At 41.0% G+C, this 20,523-nt stretch carries 16 protein-coding genes; 3 read left to right on the top strand and 13 right to left on the bottom strand.

Translation table 11 applies throughout. The features are described 5' to 3' along the window. Window positions 1–1,226: right-handed parallel beta-helix repeat-containing protein (locus ACCM36_RS00080; protein ID WP_370571660.1), on the bottom strand; the 1,226-nt coding region annotated here is incomplete at its 3' end. Window positions 1,227–2,054: 828 nt separating this feature from the next. Here ACCM36_RS00080 and ACCM36_RS00075 point away from each other — a divergent pair. Beyond that, window positions 2,055–3,515 (top strand): flippase, encoded by a 1,461-nt coding sequence (locus ACCM36_RS00075; RefSeq protein ID WP_370571659.1) that lies wholly within the window; start codon window positions 2,055–2,057, stop codon window positions 3,513–3,515. 115 nt (window positions 3,516–3,630) lie between these two features. Here ACCM36_RS00075 and ACCM36_RS00070 read toward each other — a convergent pair whose 3' ends face one another. From ACCM36_RS00070 to ACCM36_RS00060, 3 genes are all read right to left on the bottom strand, one after another. After that, complete coding sequence (locus ACCM36_RS00070; protein ID WP_370571658.1) at window positions 3,631–4,824, bottom strand: hypothetical protein; 1,194 nt, start codon at window positions 4,822–4,824, stop codon at window positions 3,631–3,633. 9 nt (window positions 4,825–4,833) lie between these two features. Continuing rightward, window positions 4,834–5,865 carry a polysaccharide deacetylase family protein gene (locus tag ACCM36_RS00065; protein ID WP_370571657.1) on the bottom strand — a complete coding sequence of 344 codons (1,032 nt, stop codon included), beginning with the start codon at window positions 5,863–5,865 and terminating at the stop codon, window positions 4,834–4,836. A 384-nt stretch (window positions 5,866–6,249) separates the two neighbouring features. Continuing rightward, entirely contained in the window at window positions 6,250–9,078 is a 2,829-nt protein-coding gene (locus ACCM36_RS00060; protein ID WP_370571656.1) for a disaggregatase related repeat-containing protein, read from the bottom strand. Between the two features lie 262 nt (window positions 9,079–9,340). Between ACCM36_RS00060 and ACCM36_RS00055 the strand changes: the two genes are divergently transcribed. Continuing rightward, on the top strand, window positions 9,341–10,546 hold the full coding sequence (locus ACCM36_RS00055; protein WP_370571655.1) for an aldo/keto reductase: 1,206 nt from the start codon (window positions 9,341–9,343) through the stop codon (window positions 10,544–10,546). Window positions 10,547–10,795: 249 nt separating this feature from the next. Then, window positions 10,796–11,455: a zinc ribbon domain-containing protein gene (locus ACCM36_RS00050; protein ID WP_370571654.1), complete on the top strand. Its 660-nt coding sequence runs from the start codon at window positions 10,796–10,798 to the stop codon at window positions 11,453–11,455. A 343-nt stretch (window positions 11,456–11,798) separates the two neighbouring features. Here ACCM36_RS00050 and ACCM36_RS00045 read toward each other — a convergent pair whose 3' ends face one another. The 9 genes from ACCM36_RS00045 to ACCM36_RS00005 form a co-directional block, all read right to left on the bottom strand. After that, window positions 11,799–13,499: a SulP family inorganic anion transporter gene (locus ACCM36_RS00045; protein WP_370571653.1), complete on the bottom strand. Its 1,701-nt coding sequence runs from the start codon at window positions 13,497–13,499 to the stop codon at window positions 11,799–11,801. Between the two features lie 242 nt (window positions 13,500–13,741). After that, the gene (locus ACCM36_RS00040) at window positions 13,742–14,020 is read right to left on the bottom strand and encodes a DUF3303 domain-containing protein (RefSeq protein WP_370571651.1); all 279 of its coding nucleotides are present in this window, start codon (window positions 14,018–14,020) and stop codon (window positions 13,742–13,744) included. Between the two features lie 151 nt (window positions 14,021–14,171). Next, window positions 14,172–15,473, bottom strand: coding sequence for a hypothetical protein (locus tag ACCM36_RS00035; RefSeq protein ID WP_370571650.1), 1,302 nt, complete (start codon window positions 15,471–15,473; stop codon window positions 14,172–14,174). 266 nt (window positions 15,474–15,739) lie between these two features. After that, window positions 15,740–16,393, bottom strand: a complete 654-nt coding sequence (nth, locus tag ACCM36_RS00030) for an endonuclease III (RefSeq protein WP_370571649.1) — start codon at window positions 16,391–16,393, stop codon at window positions 15,740–15,742. A 94-nt stretch (window positions 16,394–16,487) separates the two neighbouring features. After that, entirely contained in the window at window positions 16,488–17,360 is an 873-nt protein-coding gene (gene porB, locus ACCM36_RS00025) for a pyruvate synthase subunit PorB (RefSeq protein WP_370571648.1), read from the bottom strand. After that, window positions 17,357–18,571, bottom strand: a complete 1,215-nt coding sequence (porA, locus tag ACCM36_RS00020) for a pyruvate synthase subunit PorA (RefSeq protein ID WP_370571647.1) — start codon at window positions 18,569–18,571, stop codon at window positions 17,357–17,359. Before porA ends, porB begins: the two co-directional genes overlap by 4 nt. Continuing rightward, window positions 18,571–18,831, bottom strand: a complete 261-nt coding sequence (gene porD / locus ACCM36_RS00015) for a pyruvate synthase subunit PorD (protein ID WP_370571646.1) — start codon at window positions 18,829–18,831, stop codon at window positions 18,571–18,573. Before porD ends, porA begins: the two co-directional genes overlap by 1 nt. Then, window positions 18,828–19,376 (bottom strand): pyruvate ferredoxin oxidoreductase subunit gamma, encoded by a 549-nt coding sequence (locus tag ACCM36_RS00010; RefSeq protein ID WP_370571645.1) that lies wholly within the window; start codon window positions 19,374–19,376, stop codon window positions 18,828–18,830. The genes porD and ACCM36_RS00010 overlap by 4 nt, the downstream gene beginning before the upstream one ends. 205 nt (window positions 19,377–19,581) lie before the next feature. Beyond that, window positions 19,582–20,523, bottom strand: a 942-nt coding sequence (locus ACCM36_RS00005; protein WP_370571644.1) for a tRNA dihydrouridine synthase, incomplete at its 5' end; no start/stop codon positions are given.

Raw genomic sequence — 20,523 nt, 5'->3', positions numbered from 1 at the left:
ATATTTGAACCAGTATACGGACCCTTTGCATTGTTATAAATGCAGTTGTTCGTTAGTACAAATTTGTGATTTGCTGAATTATAGTTCCATACTCCGGTTGCTACATTCTTATTACAGTTCTTGATAACGTTGTTATTTACGTATGTGGTGAATTTTGAGCTCATCTTATAAGATCCGGAATATTGATAATACTTGATACCAGCCTGTCCGCCGTTATCTATGACATTGTATTCTATTTTTGTATTATCAAATTGTCCTATCGTGATTGCTGCATTGCTGTATCCGGTATTGGTAGGGTATCCTCCTACATTGGTAAATGTATTATGATGTATGTATACATTTTTACCACGTATGACATTATCGCTGTCTTCTCCATCTATCCAGATGCCTGAACCATAAAAAGTACTGAATTTATTATTGTATATTTCAATATTTTCTGATTTGTATCCACTGCTCTTATCTATCTCTATACCCGGACCTGTTGAATCTCCAGAAAGCGCTGAATGGATGACGTTGTTATAGATCTTTGCGTTGCCAGAGCTTGACAACCTGAAAGCGCTGTTTGTCCTTGTAAAAACATCATTATTTGCTACAGTTACGCCGTTCATTCCTAGGACATAGAGAGCATCATGCCCAAGTTTATATACTGTATTTCCTGTGAATGTGATATCTGCAGAAGTGGTGTACGAATAAGGTTTGTTCTTTACTTTTAGCCCATCGCCTGTTCCCCATTCCAAGTGCATATCTGTTACTGTAACACCTTTACAATTCTCGAAATACATCAGGTTATAGTATCCTTTTCCACGAGATACAGATTGGCTTTCACTGTTTCCATCAATTTCGAATCCTTTGATCGTGAAATTTCTATTTGCACCGCTTTTGTTTTTTATCAGTGGTACTTCAGCAGACCATCCTGCATTTGGTACCAATTTGATACAAGCACTTGAATCTCCGGTGAGGATCGTATTTGATCCCATCTCAAGGGTTGCATCTATCCAGTATGTATTTGGCCCTCTTAGGTATACAGTGCCGCCGCCAAGGCTGTCAATGTACGTTAATGCTTTATTGATCTCGATATGATCATTTGTTCCATCACAATTATAGTCCCCTGTCCCGTCGGTGTCAACATATACTGTTGCCGCTGATGATAGGCTACTTCCGACAACTGAGAAAGACAGGAAGCAAATCGAGATGCTGAGGAACAAAATGAATGTTTTCTTTGCCAAGGATTTGTTTTTATTATTAGTTGACGCATCACAGCTTTTGGCAAAAACAGGCCATGATGAGAAGAATAAGAAGCAACTACTGAGGCACAATTCTATTAATAATACATGACGAGATTTAGTCCATCTATGAAGACTAAATCTTTCACAAATTTTTGTATAATGACTTTTAAACATATTTCACTCTCCTTTACTGATTTTAGTGCAATTTTAATTTACTTGCATTCAAAAGTCAGATTGACACTATGATAGATAAGTATTTGCCGAAAATATGTAAGTGTAAATATATTATTATTAAAATTAATAGATATATATACATATATGTACTCTATATAGAGTGTGTTTACATTTAGAATAGAACCTCTATAAAGATTGATTCTTCCATTTACAGAAACATTAATAAGTGTAGGTTTTAAATAGTCTTAAGTTAATTAACTATTTAATAGGTGAAATAAATACATATTTATTTACTATATAAAATATATTCGTGTGTTATATTTCAACTTCAAAACACACTATTTAATAAATGCTTGCAAATAGAGAAATAAATAACTCGAATATAAAAGCCACTTTTCACATGAATTAAAATGTATCTGTGGTATACACTACTTACTACGCACTCTTCTCAAAATTCTCTCTAATGCTAGAAACTATGCAATTTTGAGAAATATGATTCAACAAGACTCTATATAGGCAATGCTATTTATAGTTAGTAATTATGAGGACAGAGAGACTGTAAAGAACACTTTGCAGAATGCTGAATAGGGTTATATACTTAGTGTTTAATATATTTGCTATAAAATATTAATCACTAGGTTTTTCAGGATCGTTATGTCCAGCTATAAACTCATCAAAGATATCGGAATAGTGGGTCTGTCCCAGGTTTTATCATCACTTGGGTCATTTTTGTTGCTACCTATAATAACAAAAACCCTAGGAAGCTACGATTATGGTATATGGGCCCAAATCTCGATAACTGTATCTCTTCTGAGCCCGGTGGCAGTCTTAGGCTTATCAATGGGAATTGTTAGATTCCTATCAGGTGAGCAAGATCTTCAACGAGTAAGAGAAACATTTTACTCGGTTCTATTCATAGTCTCTTTTGCTGGAGTTATTATCTCAACAATGCTTTATTTCGCATCCGATTTTTTGGCACAGACCATTTTTGGAGATCCTACAACATCATATTTTGTAAAATGTGGATCATTTTTAGTCTTGCTTTTAGCCGTAGATCAGATCGTATTGTTCTATTTCAGAATATTCCAGAAAATAAATACATTCGCCATTCTTACTATTCTCAAGTCGATCGGGCATCTTATTGTTACTATATTTTTGCTTTATCTCGGTTTTGGACTATTATCAATTATAATTTCTCTGGTATTAATTCAATCTACATTATTCATCATTTCAATGTACTTCATAATCTCAGACATTGGTTTTTCATTACCAAGATTCCAAGGAATTGAAGACATCTTAAGATACAGTTTACCTTTGACACCAAACTCAGTCATTAGATGGGTTACAGATTCAAGTGACAGATACATGATAACTTATTTTATAGGATTAAGTCCTGCAGGAATTTATTCTGCATCCTATGGCATTGGAAATTTGGTTACTTTCATAATAACTCCTCTCCAATTCATACTGTTTCCTGAACTTTCAAGACTTTATAATCGGGGAAAACACGCCGAAGCTGCTGTTTACATAAATACATCCCTTAAGTATTTTTTATATGCTGCAATTCCTGCCTCTTTCGGTTTGGCTTTTCTTTCCAAACCTTTACTAGTTATTATAACAACCCCAGAATTTGCATCAGGTAGTACTGTGATTCCTTTTGTAGCTGCCTCTGGCTTGTTAGCTGGTGTATTTCAGATATTGATCAACATTACTCACTTGGTAAAAAGAACGAAGTTCAATTTGTTCATTCAGGTATTTGCGGCTTCTTTGAATGTAATATTGAACCTTTTTTTGATACCTCTTTATGGAATAGTAGGAGCGGCAATTGCAACTTTTGCTTCTTATTTGCTAATGGTACTAATATGTGCCCAAGTGTCATTTAAGTATTTAAGGCCGGATATTGATTGGGTATTCATTTCAAAATGTGTACTTTCGTCCTTTATAATGTGTTCCTTTTTGTTTTTCCTTAATTCAGATGATCTGTTTTCTTTAGTTAGAAATGTGATTTTTGGAGCATTGGTATACGTAGCTTCCACCTTAGTTCTAAAGAGTTTTAACCAACAAGAACAAACAATGTTTAAGCATGCACTTACAAAAATAAAACAAAAATTGTAATAATTATTTCTAATTCATCTCTTTCATATTTTGTGCAAATTTGCTAATCTTGGGTTAAAAGAATAATTTCATATTTTTATTTGTTAAGTTTAAAAAATCTGCCTTCTAACTCTTACTACCGTTTTATTTTCAGTTTTCTTAAGCAAGCATTTATGATATCGATAGATGTTTCTTTGCAATCTACAATGAATGGTTTTAAATCTTTTTTGTCAAACGTGGCGAAGTGAGTTTCATCTGAGGTAAATATGTTATGATAGAATATTTTATAATATCCTGGTCTTGATATCAGGTTTATGATCTCGTGCTTGAGATACACAAAATGAATATTCTTGCTCTTAAGTTGATCTTGGTGGGATACGGTTTTCCCCAAGGCGTCTAAATACTGCGAGTACTGGATGTTCACACCTGATAGATTGCCTACCCTGTGCCACATCATCGATCTCAGATTTATTTCAGTCAATTTGTACTTTCCGTCTCGGCAATCATGCTTAAACTCAGGTTCAGCAATACCGTATATATTCATTCCTTCAAGGAGTGTTCTTCCCTGTACCCTGATTATATCAGGAGCTTCATTGGATGCACTGGAAAACACTCCGAAATCATCCGGGAATTGTGATAATTTCTTTCCGGTCCATTCGTTCAAGATCTCTCCGTTCTTATTACGGTAGCCTACATAAGCATATATACAGGAACCATCGCCTGGTATGATTTCTGAAGCCAGAAAAGATATTCCGGCATCTATATATTTCTCTAGTTCCTCACTCCTTTGATGTAAATCACTTTCGTTTTCCAGTGTTATATTCCTGAAAACTTTTAGCTTTAGATCTTCTCTTTTATTTGGTTTAATTAATATTGGATATTGTATGTTAATGGACTTTAGATCTTCTCTATTTGCTATTTGTTTTGTTTTTGGATAAGGTACTCCCAATTTTTCACAGTACTCATATTGTACATATTTATTGCTGCATTCTGTAAAGTTATTGCTATTAATTGGTACAAAGCAAAACGATTGGATTTCATCATATATCTTATATAAGTTTTCAAGATATAGATCATCAGAAGGGAAAATTATAATTTTGTCATATTCTTTATGGATCTCATTTAACTCAGAATATAAACTTTCAGCAGTGTTTTGAATTGTTTTATATCTTTTAATTTTATTACTGAAAGCAGCTACTCTTTTTGACACATCAAAGAGAATTATATCTTCAACGCCCTTTTCATGTAATTCTTGAATAATGGAGTAGCCGTTTACACGTCCTCCAAGAACTAATACACAATGTTCCTTTTTGATATCCATCCCTCTCATCTTGCTCTTTTACTTTGAGGTATAGTTCTTAAGGATTTCTTCTCCACTTGTCATCCAGGCATTTTTGTCAGAGCAATATTTCAATATTCGCTCATAGAATTTCAGGTAATCCCCATCCATAGAGCTATTGTGCCAGAGTATAGTGATCACACCTCTATGTTGCTCTACTCGGTCAATTAATTGTTTTGTAAGCTTCCAGGCTTTTTCAGAATTTAGTCTCATGTAATCTAAAATTGTCCGATCCATTATTACAAGTGGTATCTCAAGAATATCTATTTCCTTACCGGTGTTCAGGTTAAATGGCCTGAATGGATGACACATTCCATTCCTGAATCCAGCACAATCGGAATATCCAAATGTCGTATCATATTTGAAGCCTGCCTTGCTTAATAGTTCCCACGTGTCTGGTGTTTTGAATCTTAGGTAATGATTTCTATAGCCTACAATCTTTTTTCCCAAAACATTTTCAAGTAGTTTCTTTTCCTGCATCATCACTTTAAGGTTGTTATATGATTCATGTCCTCCATGTAGTCCCACTTCCCACCCATTATCGGATATGTCTCTAATTTCGTCACCCACTTCTTCAAGATCATAGTTGTAATCTTTTTCCCCAGGTTTAAGTGCAAGGAAATAGAAACTTGATTTAGCATCGTGTTTCTCCTCGATTTCCATTATTCTTTCAAAATCCCGGAAAGGATGTTGTTTTTTATCAAGGCCGGATATTGTATATTGCAGACTATGTTTGTAATTGCCTTTTATTGTGGATTTTACAGATTCAACTGCACAGTTGGTCAATGTCTGTTTTATGGCGTCTATATCATGTGTAAGGCAAACAGCAAACTTTTTTCCATGTGGATATTCCGGACTCAATCCATTATCTATCAAATACTTAGATAAGGTTGGCTCCATTAAGTCCCTATGTTTGCTCAAATAATAAGGAAATCTCTCATACTTATCTAAAAAGGGTGGATTGTATTCTTCTTTTTTCGTGAAGAGATCCCACATTTCTGGCTCTGCACGTATTTTATCGATTAAGGTCATATTTGTGCACCACGTTTTTCATTCTATCTTATATACCTAATTAAATCTCCACATTTCTTTCCAAACCACATATCCCATTTACATCCGTACTCCTCAAGACCCTTCTTAAGAGAATCATTTCAGAATCTTTAGTGTACATTTGATAGCCAAGTTTCAGCTCTTAAGATATGGTTTCAGAACATTCATCTAAATATATAGTTAAATAAATATAAATAGAATTCGGCATTATTTAATAGAAGCCAGCCAAAGGACAGCTCTAAAGCAAGAGCATAAAATAAGTGGAGCGCAATTATTTTACGCTCACACTCAATTCTCCTATAGCCTCTAGCTATTGGCACTTTTCACGTAAAGGTGAAAGCCACCTTTTTGTAAAAGATTTAGACATCATTTGACAACTACCTTTAATGTGTCCGTAGATTTCTGTCCACTTGCATCAATGACAGTGAGAGTCACTGTGTAAGTTCCTGCAGTCGTATATGTCTTCGTAGCTTTCATGCCTGTAGCTTCATTGGTTATGCCATTTGAAGCATCAAAGTCCCACCTGTAGGAGACTATTCCTTTGTCGTCAGTAGATAAACTACCTGTGAAACTAACAGCTGTACCTCTGGTGGTAGTTTTATCTGCACCAGCATTTGCAACCGGTGGCTTATCTACCGGGCTGCTTACAACCACCTTTAATGTATCTGAGGATTGCTGCCCACTCACATCAATAACAGTTAGTGTTACAGTGTAAGTACCTGCAGTTGTATAGGTTTTTGTGGCAGTTTTACCGGTGGCCTCTATGGTTATTCCATTTGATGTGTCAAAGTCCCATCTGTAAGAGACTATTCCTTTGTCATCAGTGGAAGATCCTCCATCAAAGCTAACAGTTGAACCTGTGGTTGCAGTCTTGTCTGCACCGGCATTTGCAACCGGTACATTATCTATTGGAGTTGAACTTGTTCCTGTAGTAACTGTTAATTTTGGCCTCTGGGCAGCATTCGACCATTCTGAACTGTAGAATGCAATGTAATTGCCGCTCTCTGTCTTAGCCTTGAGGAAAAATCCAGTGTTCTTGTTCTTTCCGGTGACATATTCCTGTACAAGCTGTGTTACATCGAACTCATAGTATTTGTTACCAGGCACCGTCTTGGCCGGGAAAGTAAGGGATGCATATGGCGTACTGCCCTGGGAAACGCCGTTCTTATCATACCAGTTTCCTCCTGCTGTAGTCCAGGGAGTACCTGAGGCACGATTATTCCAGGTTACATATTTTTGGTCCCATTCAAGAGGTCTGTAAACTTCGACTACAGTATCAGAAGTGCGTGTAGCGCCCGTGGGATAATACCAATAGAGTGAAAGTGTTGCTTTGGATACTGTATCCGTTGTGCTATATTCACTGAGATCGAACCACATAACATCTCTGTAACGTGTTCCACTTTGTCCGATGTCAATAAAGTTGGAATCTGAAGTAACAGTTGTTGGAGATGCTTCACGCAATCTGTTATCGTAAGCAGTTAGTGAATCATCTATCTGGTTTGGAACTGTTGAAGCTGAGGAGCCACTTTTGGAAGCTTCATTAGTATTACCATATTTGCCAATGTTTATTAATGCACCATTTGGAGATGGCTCATTGCTGCAGATACATTTGGAATTACCTGCATCGATCAATGAGCTTGAAACGGAATCTGTTACCCATTTACCACTTGAATAGCGACCTGCTTTGCTCTTAAGGTGGTAATCACGAGAACTGAGCTTTGAATTGGTGGAATCAGCACATAGAGGATCAACATTCAGGTTGTTGCTCATTGTGAAACCTGAACCATAGGTTTGTCCGTTCTTGTTGTTGTAGATGTTATTATTCTGGACTATGAACTTCGCGTAGGATGGCTGTGTGTTCCATATACCCACACCTGAACCTGTAATTCCACTTACTCCGTCACTGTTCATTATGATATTGTTCCTAACGTAGGTGGTGAACTGTGTATTTTGCTGTGCAATATGTCCAGCCCACACATACCATTTTATTGCGGCGTGACCACCATCGTCAAAGACATTGTTCTCAATGATCGTATTATCAAAGTTTTGGATCACGATTGCTGCATTGCTATATCCAGTATTTGTAGCATACTGCCCGACTTTAGTAAAAGTATTGTGGTGTATGTGCACGTTCTTTGCCCTGATAACATTGTCAGGGTATCCTGCAAACATCCAGATACCTGCACCATTAATGGAGTATATTTTATTATTGTAAATTTCGATGTCATCAAACACTGCGGTACTGCCTGTGTTTGTTTTGTCTATCTCAATAGCCGGACCTGTAGAGTCCCCTCCTGATAGATCAGAGTAGAAGATATTGTCATGCACAGTGAAATGTGATCCCCAGGTGATTCGGCATGCGCTGTTTGTTCGCGTCATTACGGTATTGTATGCACATTCTCCGTTGTTAGAATACAGCATATAGCATGCATCATGACCGAGTTTATAGACATCGTTATAAAGGAACTTAATACCATTTCCGTTGTAAATTTTCATCCCATCGCCTGTACCCCATTCCATACGCATATGGGATACCTCAACATTGTTTGAGCTCTGGAACAATATCAGGTTATAGTATCCTTGACCTTTGGGTATACCGGATTGTGATTCACTGTTTCCGTCGATAATAAATCCAGTGATCACTATATTATCGGCTCCGGTTGCGCCTCTGATTAGTGGGACATCTGATGCCCAACCGGCGTTCGCAACCAATTTGATCTCAGCTGTTGAGTCACCTGTCAGGACCGTATCTGCACCTATATTTAGGGTACTATCGATCCAGTATGTATTTGGGCCCCTAAGGTATACAGTACCACCGCCACGTCCATTTATGTATGCTAGAGCCTGATTTATTTGAACGTGATCATTTGTTCCATCACAGTTGTAATTTCCGGTTCCATCTGTATCGACATAAACAACCGGTGTTTTTAAGGATACTGAGCTTGCTGCATAATCAAACGTTTGATCCATTTGAATTTCAGCATTTGTAACATTCCAGCTATAGTTTCCTGTATCATTTGCACTAACGTCGAATGTCTGACTTATTTGAATTTCATCATCAGTTATGTTCCAGTCGTAGTATTCAGTATCATTTGTATCAACATAATAGGTCGAGTTGTTTACAGTGCATCCTGCAAGAGGAGTGAAGGTAAATAATATAATAAAAGCCCAGCTAATAACGTTTTTCAGAATCATGGTCTTTCACCATATACCAGACTATCTGGTCATTGATATAACGACTATGAACATAGTAGAATGTATAATTATGCACATCACTGATTTATATAAATCTCGGCAGTTTAAAACTCTCAGAGAATCAGATAAAAATATGGGGAAAAATATATAAAAACAAAGGCTTAAGGCATGAACACAAACCTCATGCATATTTTGGTTGGCACAAAAAAGAATATTTGCACAATAATTTGTCGTTAAATAAGCAACAAAAGGAGAAATTGAAATGTTATACAGGAAAATGCCAAAGAATGGAGATGAGCTTTCAATACTTGGTTTTGGTGCTATGCGCCTGCCAGTAAAGGATAATGGTAGCATTGATGAAATAAAAGCTATGCAGATGGTCCGCTATGCAATAGACAATGGCGTGAACTATGTGGATACCGCGTGGCCTTATCATATGGGAGAAAGTGAGCCTTTCCTTGGGCGTGCGCTTGCAGATGGATACAGGAAAAAGGTGAAAATTGCCACAAAACAGCCTCAATGGATGGTCAAAATCCATGAGGACATGGACCGTTTCCTCAATGCTCAGCTTGAGAAACTGAATACCGATCATATTGATTATTATCTTATACACAGTTTGGTGGGTAGTAGCTGGAAAACTATTCGGGACTTAGGTGTTGCTGAGTTCCTTGACAGGGCTAAAGCTGACGGGCGCATCATCAATGCAGGTTTTTCTTACCACGGTAACGCCGAAGATTTCACGGATGTAGTGGATGGTTATGAATGGGACTTCTGCCAGATCCAGTATAATTTCCTGGATAAGAATATCCAGGCAGGAACAAAAGGTCTTGAGTATGCTGCTTCCCGTGGCCTTGGGGTTGTGATCATGGAGCCGTTGCGAGGTGGTAATCTGGCAGACCCTGTTCCTTGTGAGGTAATGGATACCTGGAACGAAGCTGATGTCAAGCGTAGTCCTGTGCAGTGGGCATTGCGCTGGGTGTGGAACCATCCCGAGGTCACAGTTGTGCTTTCCGGTATGAGTGAACCATATCAGGTTGAAGAGAACCTAAAAGCTGCTGAAGAAGGTCTTGCGGATTCTCTTACTACTAAAGATCTGGAACTTGTTGACAGGGTCGCAAACAAGTATAAAGAACTAATGAAAGTTGGTTGCACCGGTTGCAGATACTGTATGCCTTGCCCTCAGAGTGTGGATATTCCTGCCTGCTTTGAAACGTACAATAATTTGTACATGTTCGGCGGAAAGGACAGGCTTCTAATGATGTATGCTGCAAAGCTCGGAGGAATTCTAAGGGGAGCTGAAAGAAACTTCGCATCCCAGTGTGTGCAGTGCGGCCAATGTCTGGATGCATGTCCTCAAAACTTACCCATACCGGAACTGCTTGAGAAGGTCGCAGAAGAGTTTGAAGGGCCTGATCTGGAAAAGAGGATGGAGTTTGCGAAGCGGTTGTTTGCGAATGATAGCTTCTGAGGAATTTAATACCTAAAATAAGTTTTATTTATTAAAGGTGATTTTTGTAAAGTTGGGGGTGCGGAAAACTGAGGTGATCAAAGGGCAAAGCAAATATATGGCAATCACAAATTCTGATTGCAACTTAATGCTTTATCTTTGATAGATATGCTATTGGTTGTCAGTTACATGCTTAAAAGTTTAATGCCTGCATTTATTGATCATATATCAGAAAATCTCACCTTGTATCATCTTTAAGGAGAAAAACCTATGAGCGGCAAAATAGAATTCACCAGGAATTATTCCGACCAGAGTACCAATCAGGGATTTCAATTCGAGTTTTACTGTGATCGCTGTGGCACTGGTTATAGAACGCGTTTTAAAGCATCAGCTATCGGTAAGGTCACTGGGGCGTTAGATGCTGCCAGTGGTTTGTTCGGTGGTATTTTAGGACGTGCTGCTGACCTTAGCGAAAGAGCACGTTCAGCAGGGTGGGAAAAAGCTCATGATGATGCTTTTGCAGAAGCAATGCAAGAACTGAAACCTGATTTCATACAGTGTCCGAGGTGTTCCTCTTGGGTATGCAAGAAAAGTTGCTGGAACGATAAAAAGGGACTTTGCAAAAATTGTTCTCCGGATATCGCTGTAGAGATGGCGGCTGCTCAATCAAGCCGTACAGTAGAAGAGGTTTGGGCTCATTCTAAAATGGCGGAAGAAGACAGAGAAGTGCTCAAAGAAGAGAACTGGAGAGAGGGTGTAAGAGCCACATGCCCAGAGTGCAACTCTCCGCTTTCTGATCCAAAGGTCAAGTTCTGTTCTGAATGTGGTGCAAAGATCCAGAAAGATGCATTTTGTACTAAGTGTGGAGCAAAACTGGAACTCGGTGTTAAGTTCTGTGGTGAATGCGGGGAAAAGGTACAGAAACAATGAAGGATCAGAATATTGATCTCTAAATTGAAAGTTGAAATTCTAAGGCTGAAAGCACTGATTTAAGGACGCTTTTGACCTGTTAAATGGCTGAAGGTCTATTGTTTTTCAAATTGTGTATAACTTTTTATGATAACACTATATATTAGTTGACAAAATGAATAATGAAAAATTTGGCTTTTTCAAGATGCCTACGGATAAATTTGGTTTCGGAACGATGGAGGGGATTCAAGGCAAATATTTTATATAATCATACTTAGAGACTTCTGAAGATAGCATTTTCAAAAGTTCATAGGAATAAAATGAAAAAAATCAACTGCAGATATCTGCAGTTGGAATACCTTTTTTAATTAAGCTCACAGGCTATTTTATCACTTTTATTCTGATTCTTTAAGTATGTCAGGGCTTCCTGTGTATGGTCGAATGTATGAACATGCTGTTTTTCCATTAGTTCCATCAGCTCTTCGTCATTTTTCATTCTCCCCATCACTTCCGGCTGTATTGATGTGAGGTAGACTTTCTGATTCCTCTTCTTGCTCATAACTATGAAGCTTCTAAGCCTTTCAAGACCTGTGCTATCTATGAACGGTACGTAACGCATGCGCAGTATTATATGAGGCTTGCTGATGTTAATATGTTCATTGATCTTGCTTTCAAAAACGTTCATGGCCCCGAAGAAGAATGGTCCGTTGAGAGTATATACCGAGACATTCTTTTCCAGGTATGGGTCGGCAAAGATAGTAGCGTTAATACCCGTTGACTTGTCGTAGCTCTCCATAGTCTGGATATCGATGACGTTAGTGAGTCTTATGAACAGCAGGATTATTGCCAGGAACATGCCCATTTGCACTGCAAATACCAGGTCTGTGAGCACTGTAAGAACAAATGTGGCAATCAGGACAGTGGTGTCCATTTTACTGATGTGCATGATGGTCTTGAACTCGGTGACGTTGATCATCCTGAGGGAAACCAGTATAAGCACTCCTGCAAGGTAGGCTTTCGGAATGAATGCAGCTATGGGGCCAAAGAAAAGAAGTATTGTGAACAATATGAGTGCATGGATTATCCCCGACATCCGGGTTTTTGCTCCTTCTCTGATGTTGACAGCACTCCTTGCGATGGCAGCTGTACAGGGAATTCCTGAAAAGAAGGGCAATATGATATTTCCCAATCCCTGACCCATCAGTTCTCTGTTGCTGTCATGTTTTGTATTTGTCATACCGTCACAGACCACTGCACAAAGCAAAGCTTCAATGGTTCCGAGAAGTGCGATGGTAAGGGCAGCTGGGAGGACAGTTAGCACCAGTTGAGGATTGAGATTTATCATCTGTATGCTTGGAAGGCCAGTAGGGATGCTGCCCACGATGGGAATGTCGATCTTCATGTAAAATATCAGCAATACTGACAGGATCAATGCCACTATGGATGCGGGGAGGCTGTTTAGGTATTTTATTTTAGCCAGTATCCCAGGCAGATACAGCAAAAGTACTATGGTAGTTGCACATATCAATAACGCAGTGGTGTTAGCTGAACTAAGGTTTTCGATGATGGCAACAACTGTTTCCCATGCGTATTCTTTTGCAGGGATCACCATTCCAAGGGCGTTAGGTACCTGCCCTATCAATATGATAGCACCAATACCACTTGTGAATCCAGATATAACAGGCAGTGGAATGTATTTGACAACCTTGCCCAGTTTGAACAGGCCGAAGAGTATCTGGAAAATGCCTGCAAGGAAACCTGCAAGGAGTAGTCCTTCAATTCCATAGGAGTTCAGGGTGGACAGAATGATGACGGTCATGGCACCGGTAGGTCCGGTTATAGAATACTTGGAACCACCAGTGGCAGATACAAGTATTCCGGCTATCACAGCCGTATAAAGACCCATCACCGGCTCTACACCGGATGCAATGGCAAAAGCAATAGCAAGTGGCAGTGCCACGATAGCTGTAATAAAACCTGCTTTGAGGTCACTTAAAAACGATTCCTTAAAATACCCAGAAATCCCGGTTTTTACATCCATGTTATCTTGCTCGACGCGCGGCATTAATTGTTCATCAAAGGGCAGTAGAGCAATTACCTATTATATATAATTAATCTATAATGAAAATATGTTAAGTATTGGACCGGAAGATTATGGAAGCGTTTCTCAAAGTAAAAGTTTGTTTGAAACATCAAATAATGTAAACACTATTCAAACCTCCATCTACGTGGACATAGAAACGGTGTTAAAAAAATTCCGGACTGCTATGTCAGGATAATCTACACTTGGTCAGTGCCTCGCCATCTTTATTGGCATTCGCACATCATTTTAGAAGCGATCTCAACGGCTTTCTGGGTTTCCATAACAGGAATTGTCTCACATTTCATGATGTCTCTCCAAGGGAATGTAGCAGCAATATAGGCTTCTTCATTCTCGAGTTCGTATACCACAAAGACCCTGCATGACGATAGGTCAGACCATTCTGCAATTACATTGTAGCCTTTAGGGTATTCCCACCCCATATAGCGTTTACTCAGTTCTATATCATCTTTTGGATCCCAAGTCATTATATCCATGAATAACATTTCTCCAACCCCCTCTTAATTGAGATTTGACCACTCACTAAACTATACTATCGTAAACAAGTATTTATTTCTTGTTATAAAGAACTTTTTTAATATATTGGTTATTTCTCATAGGGTCCCCTTTCAGAGTGTGATGTCCACAGGCTTAAGGCTAGCAGCTCATAGTTTCAAAATGCCACTTTTCCATGTGTTGTGCATGAGTTTTCAGGTACGCACCGGGCTTGAAGAATTGGTCATAGAACTCCAGGTCCAGATGGTGTGCCTGCAGGTAAGGCATCACGTAGATGCTGGGAACAGTACCAGGAAACTTGCCGAAAGTGTCAAAGATGTATTGGGCCTGCGTGGCTACACATTCCCTGAATAGCTCGTCATGCACCTTTGCACTTGAGCGTACTTTTCCGCTCTCTTTCCATGGTCCGGGTGTATCAGGATGGAACGGTCCTCCAGGTCCGAATTTTCTCTCCACCAGCGCATCCACTGCAGCATGCATATCCTTATAGTGAGGTGGACAGTAAGCTTCAAAGATCCCTTCAAGCCCCGTTGGGTTAGGCAAAGCCCAGCGTTCATCATTATCATACCTGAAGCCAAGACCTGGAACATCCGGGTTTCCGCTGGTCCCAAGCACTGAAAAAGGATCCATTCCATTGAACATCCATCCCCCCAACCCCATGGCCTGTAACATCAGCATACCTGCATAACAGGAGGTAGAAAGCTCAGCGGTCAATTCTGCAAAGGACCATAGTTCCAGGAAGCTCAAAGGTAATGGTTTTTCCACATCCACAAGATTCCTGAAGCGTTCCATTCCTTTTATGTCCCGCCTGTTTATGTCGTCATAGAAGCAAACCTTATTCTGCGTATAATAACACAGGCCAGCAAGGACATGCTGAGCCAGGTCTCCCACAGGTATGACCAATGTGGTGCCCGGATGGTTCACAACCCATGTGTTGTGAGCTTCCACGTATGGTATCTGGGTAGGGATCTTCAGTCTTCCGTCGTTAATTTTACGTACACGGGAACGGTGGGCTTCAAGCAAAGTATCAAATTCCAGTGTACCATCCACGGCACGTTCATCCAGGGCAGGTGCATCCCTTGTCTCAAAGAAGTATACTCCATCGTCATCGGTGAAAAATAACTCACTTGTGTGGAATCCTGCAGCTGACGGGAAAGTCCTCCCTCCTGCGGCACCGGCATAGTTTGACAGGTTGGGGACATATACCTCCCCCCTCATTATCATGTAATGCCATGCAGTATTCCCTGCCATCGCTGTCAGCAGTGTTATCTGTTCAAGCTCAGAAAGCGGTTTTGGATCATGCTTTGATGTATATGTGAAATAACCATCAGGTATGGATGCTCCCATAAAGAACCTGCGTGCTCTTCTCCCCAGAAGTGCCTCTAAAAGAGTAAATCTTGTTACATCTTCGAAACCAGGTGGAAATATCTTGCTATCTGTCACTTTTGTTTTCCTCCCCTCTATTCCTGTTCATTATTGTTTGTTTAACCAGGGAGCAGAATGACAGTAATATTGTTTACACAAAGCCAAGATCAAAGCCAGTCTAGTGACTTATATCATTAAAAAATATTGATAATTGCCGGAGCATACTTTCGGCAATTTCTCTGCCTCCCCACTTAACCCAATGAAAAATATAGTTTTGCGGTATTTATAAGTTTGGAAAAAATAGTTCAGTGATTCCGATGATTAGTCACATGATAAGACAGCAATCAAACCTTGCTCGACGGGCATAGCTTGTTCACGACGCATATCTCACACTTAGGATTGCGTGCCACACATACATTGCGTCCGTGCAGGATCAGGGTCATGGACAATGTTTCCAGCTCTTCCCTTTTTGCAATTCTCATGAGATCTTTCTCTATCTTGTCAGGATCATCATTCCGGGTGAAGGCCAATCGTTGCGATAGTCGCTTCACATGGGTATCCACTGCAATGCCCTCTATTTTTCCGAAAGCTCTGGACAGGACTATATTAGCAGTCTTGCGGCCAACTCCGGGAAGCTGTAGCAAACCTTCCATGGTATCAGGCACCCTGCCTTCAAAATCTGAGAGCATTATCTGAGCGCTCTCGATGATATGCTTTGCTTTCTGGTGGTAGAAGCCTGTGGAATATATTTCCCGGCCAAATTCTGATATGTCCGCAGCAGCGTAGTCCTCCACAGTTCGGTACTTCTTGAAAAGGGACTGAGTGACCTGATTTACCTGGCGGTCCGTGCACTGGGCTGAAAGAACGGTAGCAACCAGCAGTTCCAGAGGAGAACTAAAATGCAGGGCAGGTGCAGCATCAGGATACTCCTGTCGTAGAAGTGAGAAGATACTTTCAAAATTGTGTGTGTTGTCCGGGACCTTTTCCTCAGCAGTCATGCAGGTAGATAGTAACTGATGGTTCATATCATTTTTTTAGAAAGGAAAATAACGAAAAGGAAATAAGAAAGAATAAAAGAATAGCTACAGGCGCTCAAAGCCCGTAGTACTCGATGTTCTTGTCAGCCATGGCCTGGATCTTGGCTATCTCTTCTGCACCGCCTTCCTTGCTGAAAAGGTGCTTGAAGCGGCTTTGCATTTTGAGATAGTCATCAACAGGTGCTGGCTTGCCTATCTTCCTAACCTTTGTGATCTCGCCGTTCTCCATCTCGAACAGTGGCCACAGGCCGGTCTTTACTGCCATCTGGGCTACTTCCACTGTCTTGGAAGTGTCGAATCCCCAGCCGGTTGTACAGGGGGCATGGCAGTGGATGTATGTCGGACCTTCGGTTTCAGTGGCCTTCTTCACTTTGGCGATCATATCCTTTCCATATCCAAGGGATGTTGTGGCCACGTATGGAGAGCCATGTGCTGCGATGATAGCAGGCATATTCTTTTTAGGTCGTTGGTTACCAAAAGAAACCTTTCCTGCAGGGCTTGTGGTGGTTGAAGCATTAAATGGTGTTCCGCTGCTTCTTTGAACTCCGGTGTTCATGTAAGCTTCATTGTCCACACAGACATAAGTGAAGTCGTGTCCTCTCTCAAAAGCTCCGGAGATGGCCTGCAAACCTATATCCATAGTTGCACCATCACCGCCGATAGCGATCACTCTGGTGTTGCCCTTCTTACCCATGGCCTTCAGTGCAGCCTCAATACCAGATGCCACAGCAGCGGCATTTTCGAATAGTGAGTGTATCCAGGGCACATTCCATGATGTCTCAGGGAACGGAGTGGTCATGACCTCAAGGCAACCGGTAGGACTGACAACTATGCAGTCCTCACCTGCACCCATAAGAGTGAATTTGGCAGCCATTGCATCACAACAACCTGCACATCCTCTGTGTCCCGAAACAAAAAGCTGTTTCATACTAGTTCCTCCCTCACATCAGTGAACTGGCTCTCGATCTTGATTCCAGACTTCATAACTTCCTGAGCCTCAGATATTATCTTTTCTATCGTGCTCATACGTATGTCACGGCCTCCATGGCCTATCATGTAACCCACAACAGGTACACGGTTCTTGGTGTTATACAGGCAGGATTTGGTTTCTGTGAACAGGGCACCTTCGTTGAGTCCCAGTGAGATATTCTTGTCCAGAACAACGACGACCTTTGCATCCATGATAACTTTTCTGATGGCTTCTGCCGGGAATGGTCTGAAAGCCCTTACTTTCAGTAAGCCTACCTTCAACCCCCTCTGCCTTAGCTTGTCAATGGTATCCTTAATAGTGCCCACGATGGAACCCATTGCCATGAAAATGATGTCTGCATCCTCGGTCTGGTACTCATCGATGAGACCTCCGTAGTACCTGCCAAACACATCATAGAACTCATTGGCTGCGTCCTCTATCTTCTTCAAGGCATTCTCCATGGCTTTCTGCTGCATATATCTGAACTCTGTGTAGTAGTTGGGATCAGCAAATGCACCGAAGCTCAATGGTTTCTTTGGGTCCAACACGTTCAGAGGTTTATACGAAGGCAAATATTCGTCAGTAAGTTCCTGTTCCAGCAACACCAGTGGCTCATACACGTGTGACAGGATGAATCCATCCATACACACCATGGCTGGCATGAGCACGTCCTTGTCCTCAGCTATTTTGAACGCCTGAGCAGTCATGTCAGAGACCTCCTGGATGTTCTCACCGTATAACTGGATCCAGCCGGTGTCCCTCTGGGATATGGCATCCTGGTGATCATTCCAGATGTTGATGGGTGCGCTTACAGCCCTGTTGGCAACGGTCATCACTATGGGCATCCTCATACCGGATACATTGAACAATACCTCATGCATCAGCTCAAGGCCCTGGGACGTTGTGGCAGAATAACTCCTGGCTCCAACGGCTGAGGAACCAACAAGTGCTGAAAGTGCCGAGAACTCGGATTCTACGTTGATGTACTCACAGTTTGGGATCTCTCCATCAGCAATGAACTGGGACAGGTCTTCCACTATATGGGTCTGGGGGGTTATGGGATAAGCAGATATCACATTGGGCCTGCAGACTTTAACGGCATGAGCCACAGCATAAGAGCCCTCCACGACTACCATCTTTTCCATTTCAAGATCTCCCTTTGGTGTCATCACTTCTCCTCCAGTACCATGCTAATAGCGCTTTTTGGACATTCATTGGCGCATATGCCGCATCCTTTACAGTAATCATAATTGAACTGGAAGTACCCATCCTCTTTGGGCAAAACGGCCATATCCGGGCACAGCAGTTCGCACAACTTGCATTTGATACATTTATCATAGTCATAGACAGGTTTGTAGGTTCTCCACCCACCAGTCTTGTTGACCATTGTGGTGCCAGGTTCACAGACACCTCCGATCGGTATCTTCATACCTTAGCCTCCTTCATCATGTCGTATGCCTGCTGGATGGCTTCAGCGTTCCTATCTCCCACTTTACCAGGGAATCTTTCTTTTACGGCCTCCTTAATGGACTCGGGCCTGATCTCACCGGTGGCTCCTGCAAAGGCTCCCAAGAGCACTGTGTTGACTATTGGTCTGCCAATGACTTCCAGTGCGATCTTTGTTGCATTGACCGTCACAACTTTGGCCCTGGTGTCAAGTTTGAAATTTGATGGATCGAAGTCACTGTTTATGATAATTATGCCATCTTCCTTCAGGCCGCCTGCCACATCCACTACTTCTATAAGAGTAGGATCCTGCACGATCACGTAGTCAGGTTCGTATATCTGGCTTCTGAGCCTGATAGGTGTGTCATTGATCCTTGTGAACGCCTGTACAGGTGCTCCTCTTCTTTCCACTCCGAAAGCTGGGAATGCCTGGCTGAATTTACCATCAGCAAAGGCTGCAACGGCTAAAAGCTCGGCAGCAGTGACCGAACCCTGGCCTCCCCGGCCGTGTATTCGTATCTCTTTCATCTGGATTCTCCACAAGATTAGAACAATATATTATCGGCACAACTTTGTTTCTTGCTGTTTGTTTTTTGAATATCCTTGCCGAATAATGGATAATTATAACCTGCATTTATTCACAACTGTGTATAAATGCAATGTTTAATTGTGTAGGTTATGAACTGGCTGATAGTTATAAAGCCTTTCGGTTTGAACCGAATAAAAAACTGTATCAGTTAACACGAAAACCATTGTTTGTAGCCTCATCTGGGAATTGTGCGCATAGGCTTTCCATTAGCCGGATAACAGCTTCCTTGTCTTGTGTACCGGAGACGCCCTGACGTACATGCCTCCCACCTTTTATGCCCCTTGTGAACCATCGAGCATGCATTCTTATATCCACATATTCTTCAAGGCCATACAACTCCAGCAATCTCACGTACTCTTTGAAATCTGTAAGTCGTTGCGTACATTCATCTATATGTATTTGTTCTCCGGTATGCAGAAAGTGAGTTATCTCCGCAAAAACATGTGGGTTGCCCATAGCAGCCCTGCCCATCATCAAGGCATCACATCCCGTGTGCTCAAGTACATGCTTTGCAGAAAGACCATCAACAATGTCACCATTTGCTATCACCGGAATTGAGAGCTCATTTTTGATGTTCCTGGCATATTCATGTTCAGCTTTTCCCGCATATTGCTGAGCCTGTGTTCTCCCATGAACAGTGATGGCGCTAGCACCAGCTTCTTCTACTATCCTGGCGATATCAATCGTTTTTTTAATGTCATACAGCACTCTTACCTTAGCTGTTACCGGTACATCCACTTTTCCACAGACATTAGAGACTATCTCTCGTATCTTTTCCGGAAAATTTAGTAGTGCTGAACCAGAACCGTCCTTAACAAGCACATTAGCAGGACATCCAAAATTGAGGTCGATGATATCAGGTGAATACCTCTCCTCTATCATGCTCGCTGCAGTGGCAATGGTATCTGCAGAATTGCCGAAGATCTGAATGGCAAAAGGTTTTTCTTCTTTACATCTAAGACCACGATTTGTTGTCCTTAAATTGCCATGTAGTACTGCATCAGCACTGATCATCTCAGAATATGTAAGTGCAGCACCATGTTTTTTGCAGAGCATCCTGAATGCGGGATTCGTTACATCTGCCAT

The organism is Methanomethylovorans sp. (genome assembly GCF_041305605.1).
Lineage (GTDB): Archaea > Halobacteriota > Methanosarcinia > Methanosarcinales > Methanosarcinaceae > Methanomethylovorans.
This window is presented reverse-complemented; position numbering and strand designations above follow the sequence as displayed.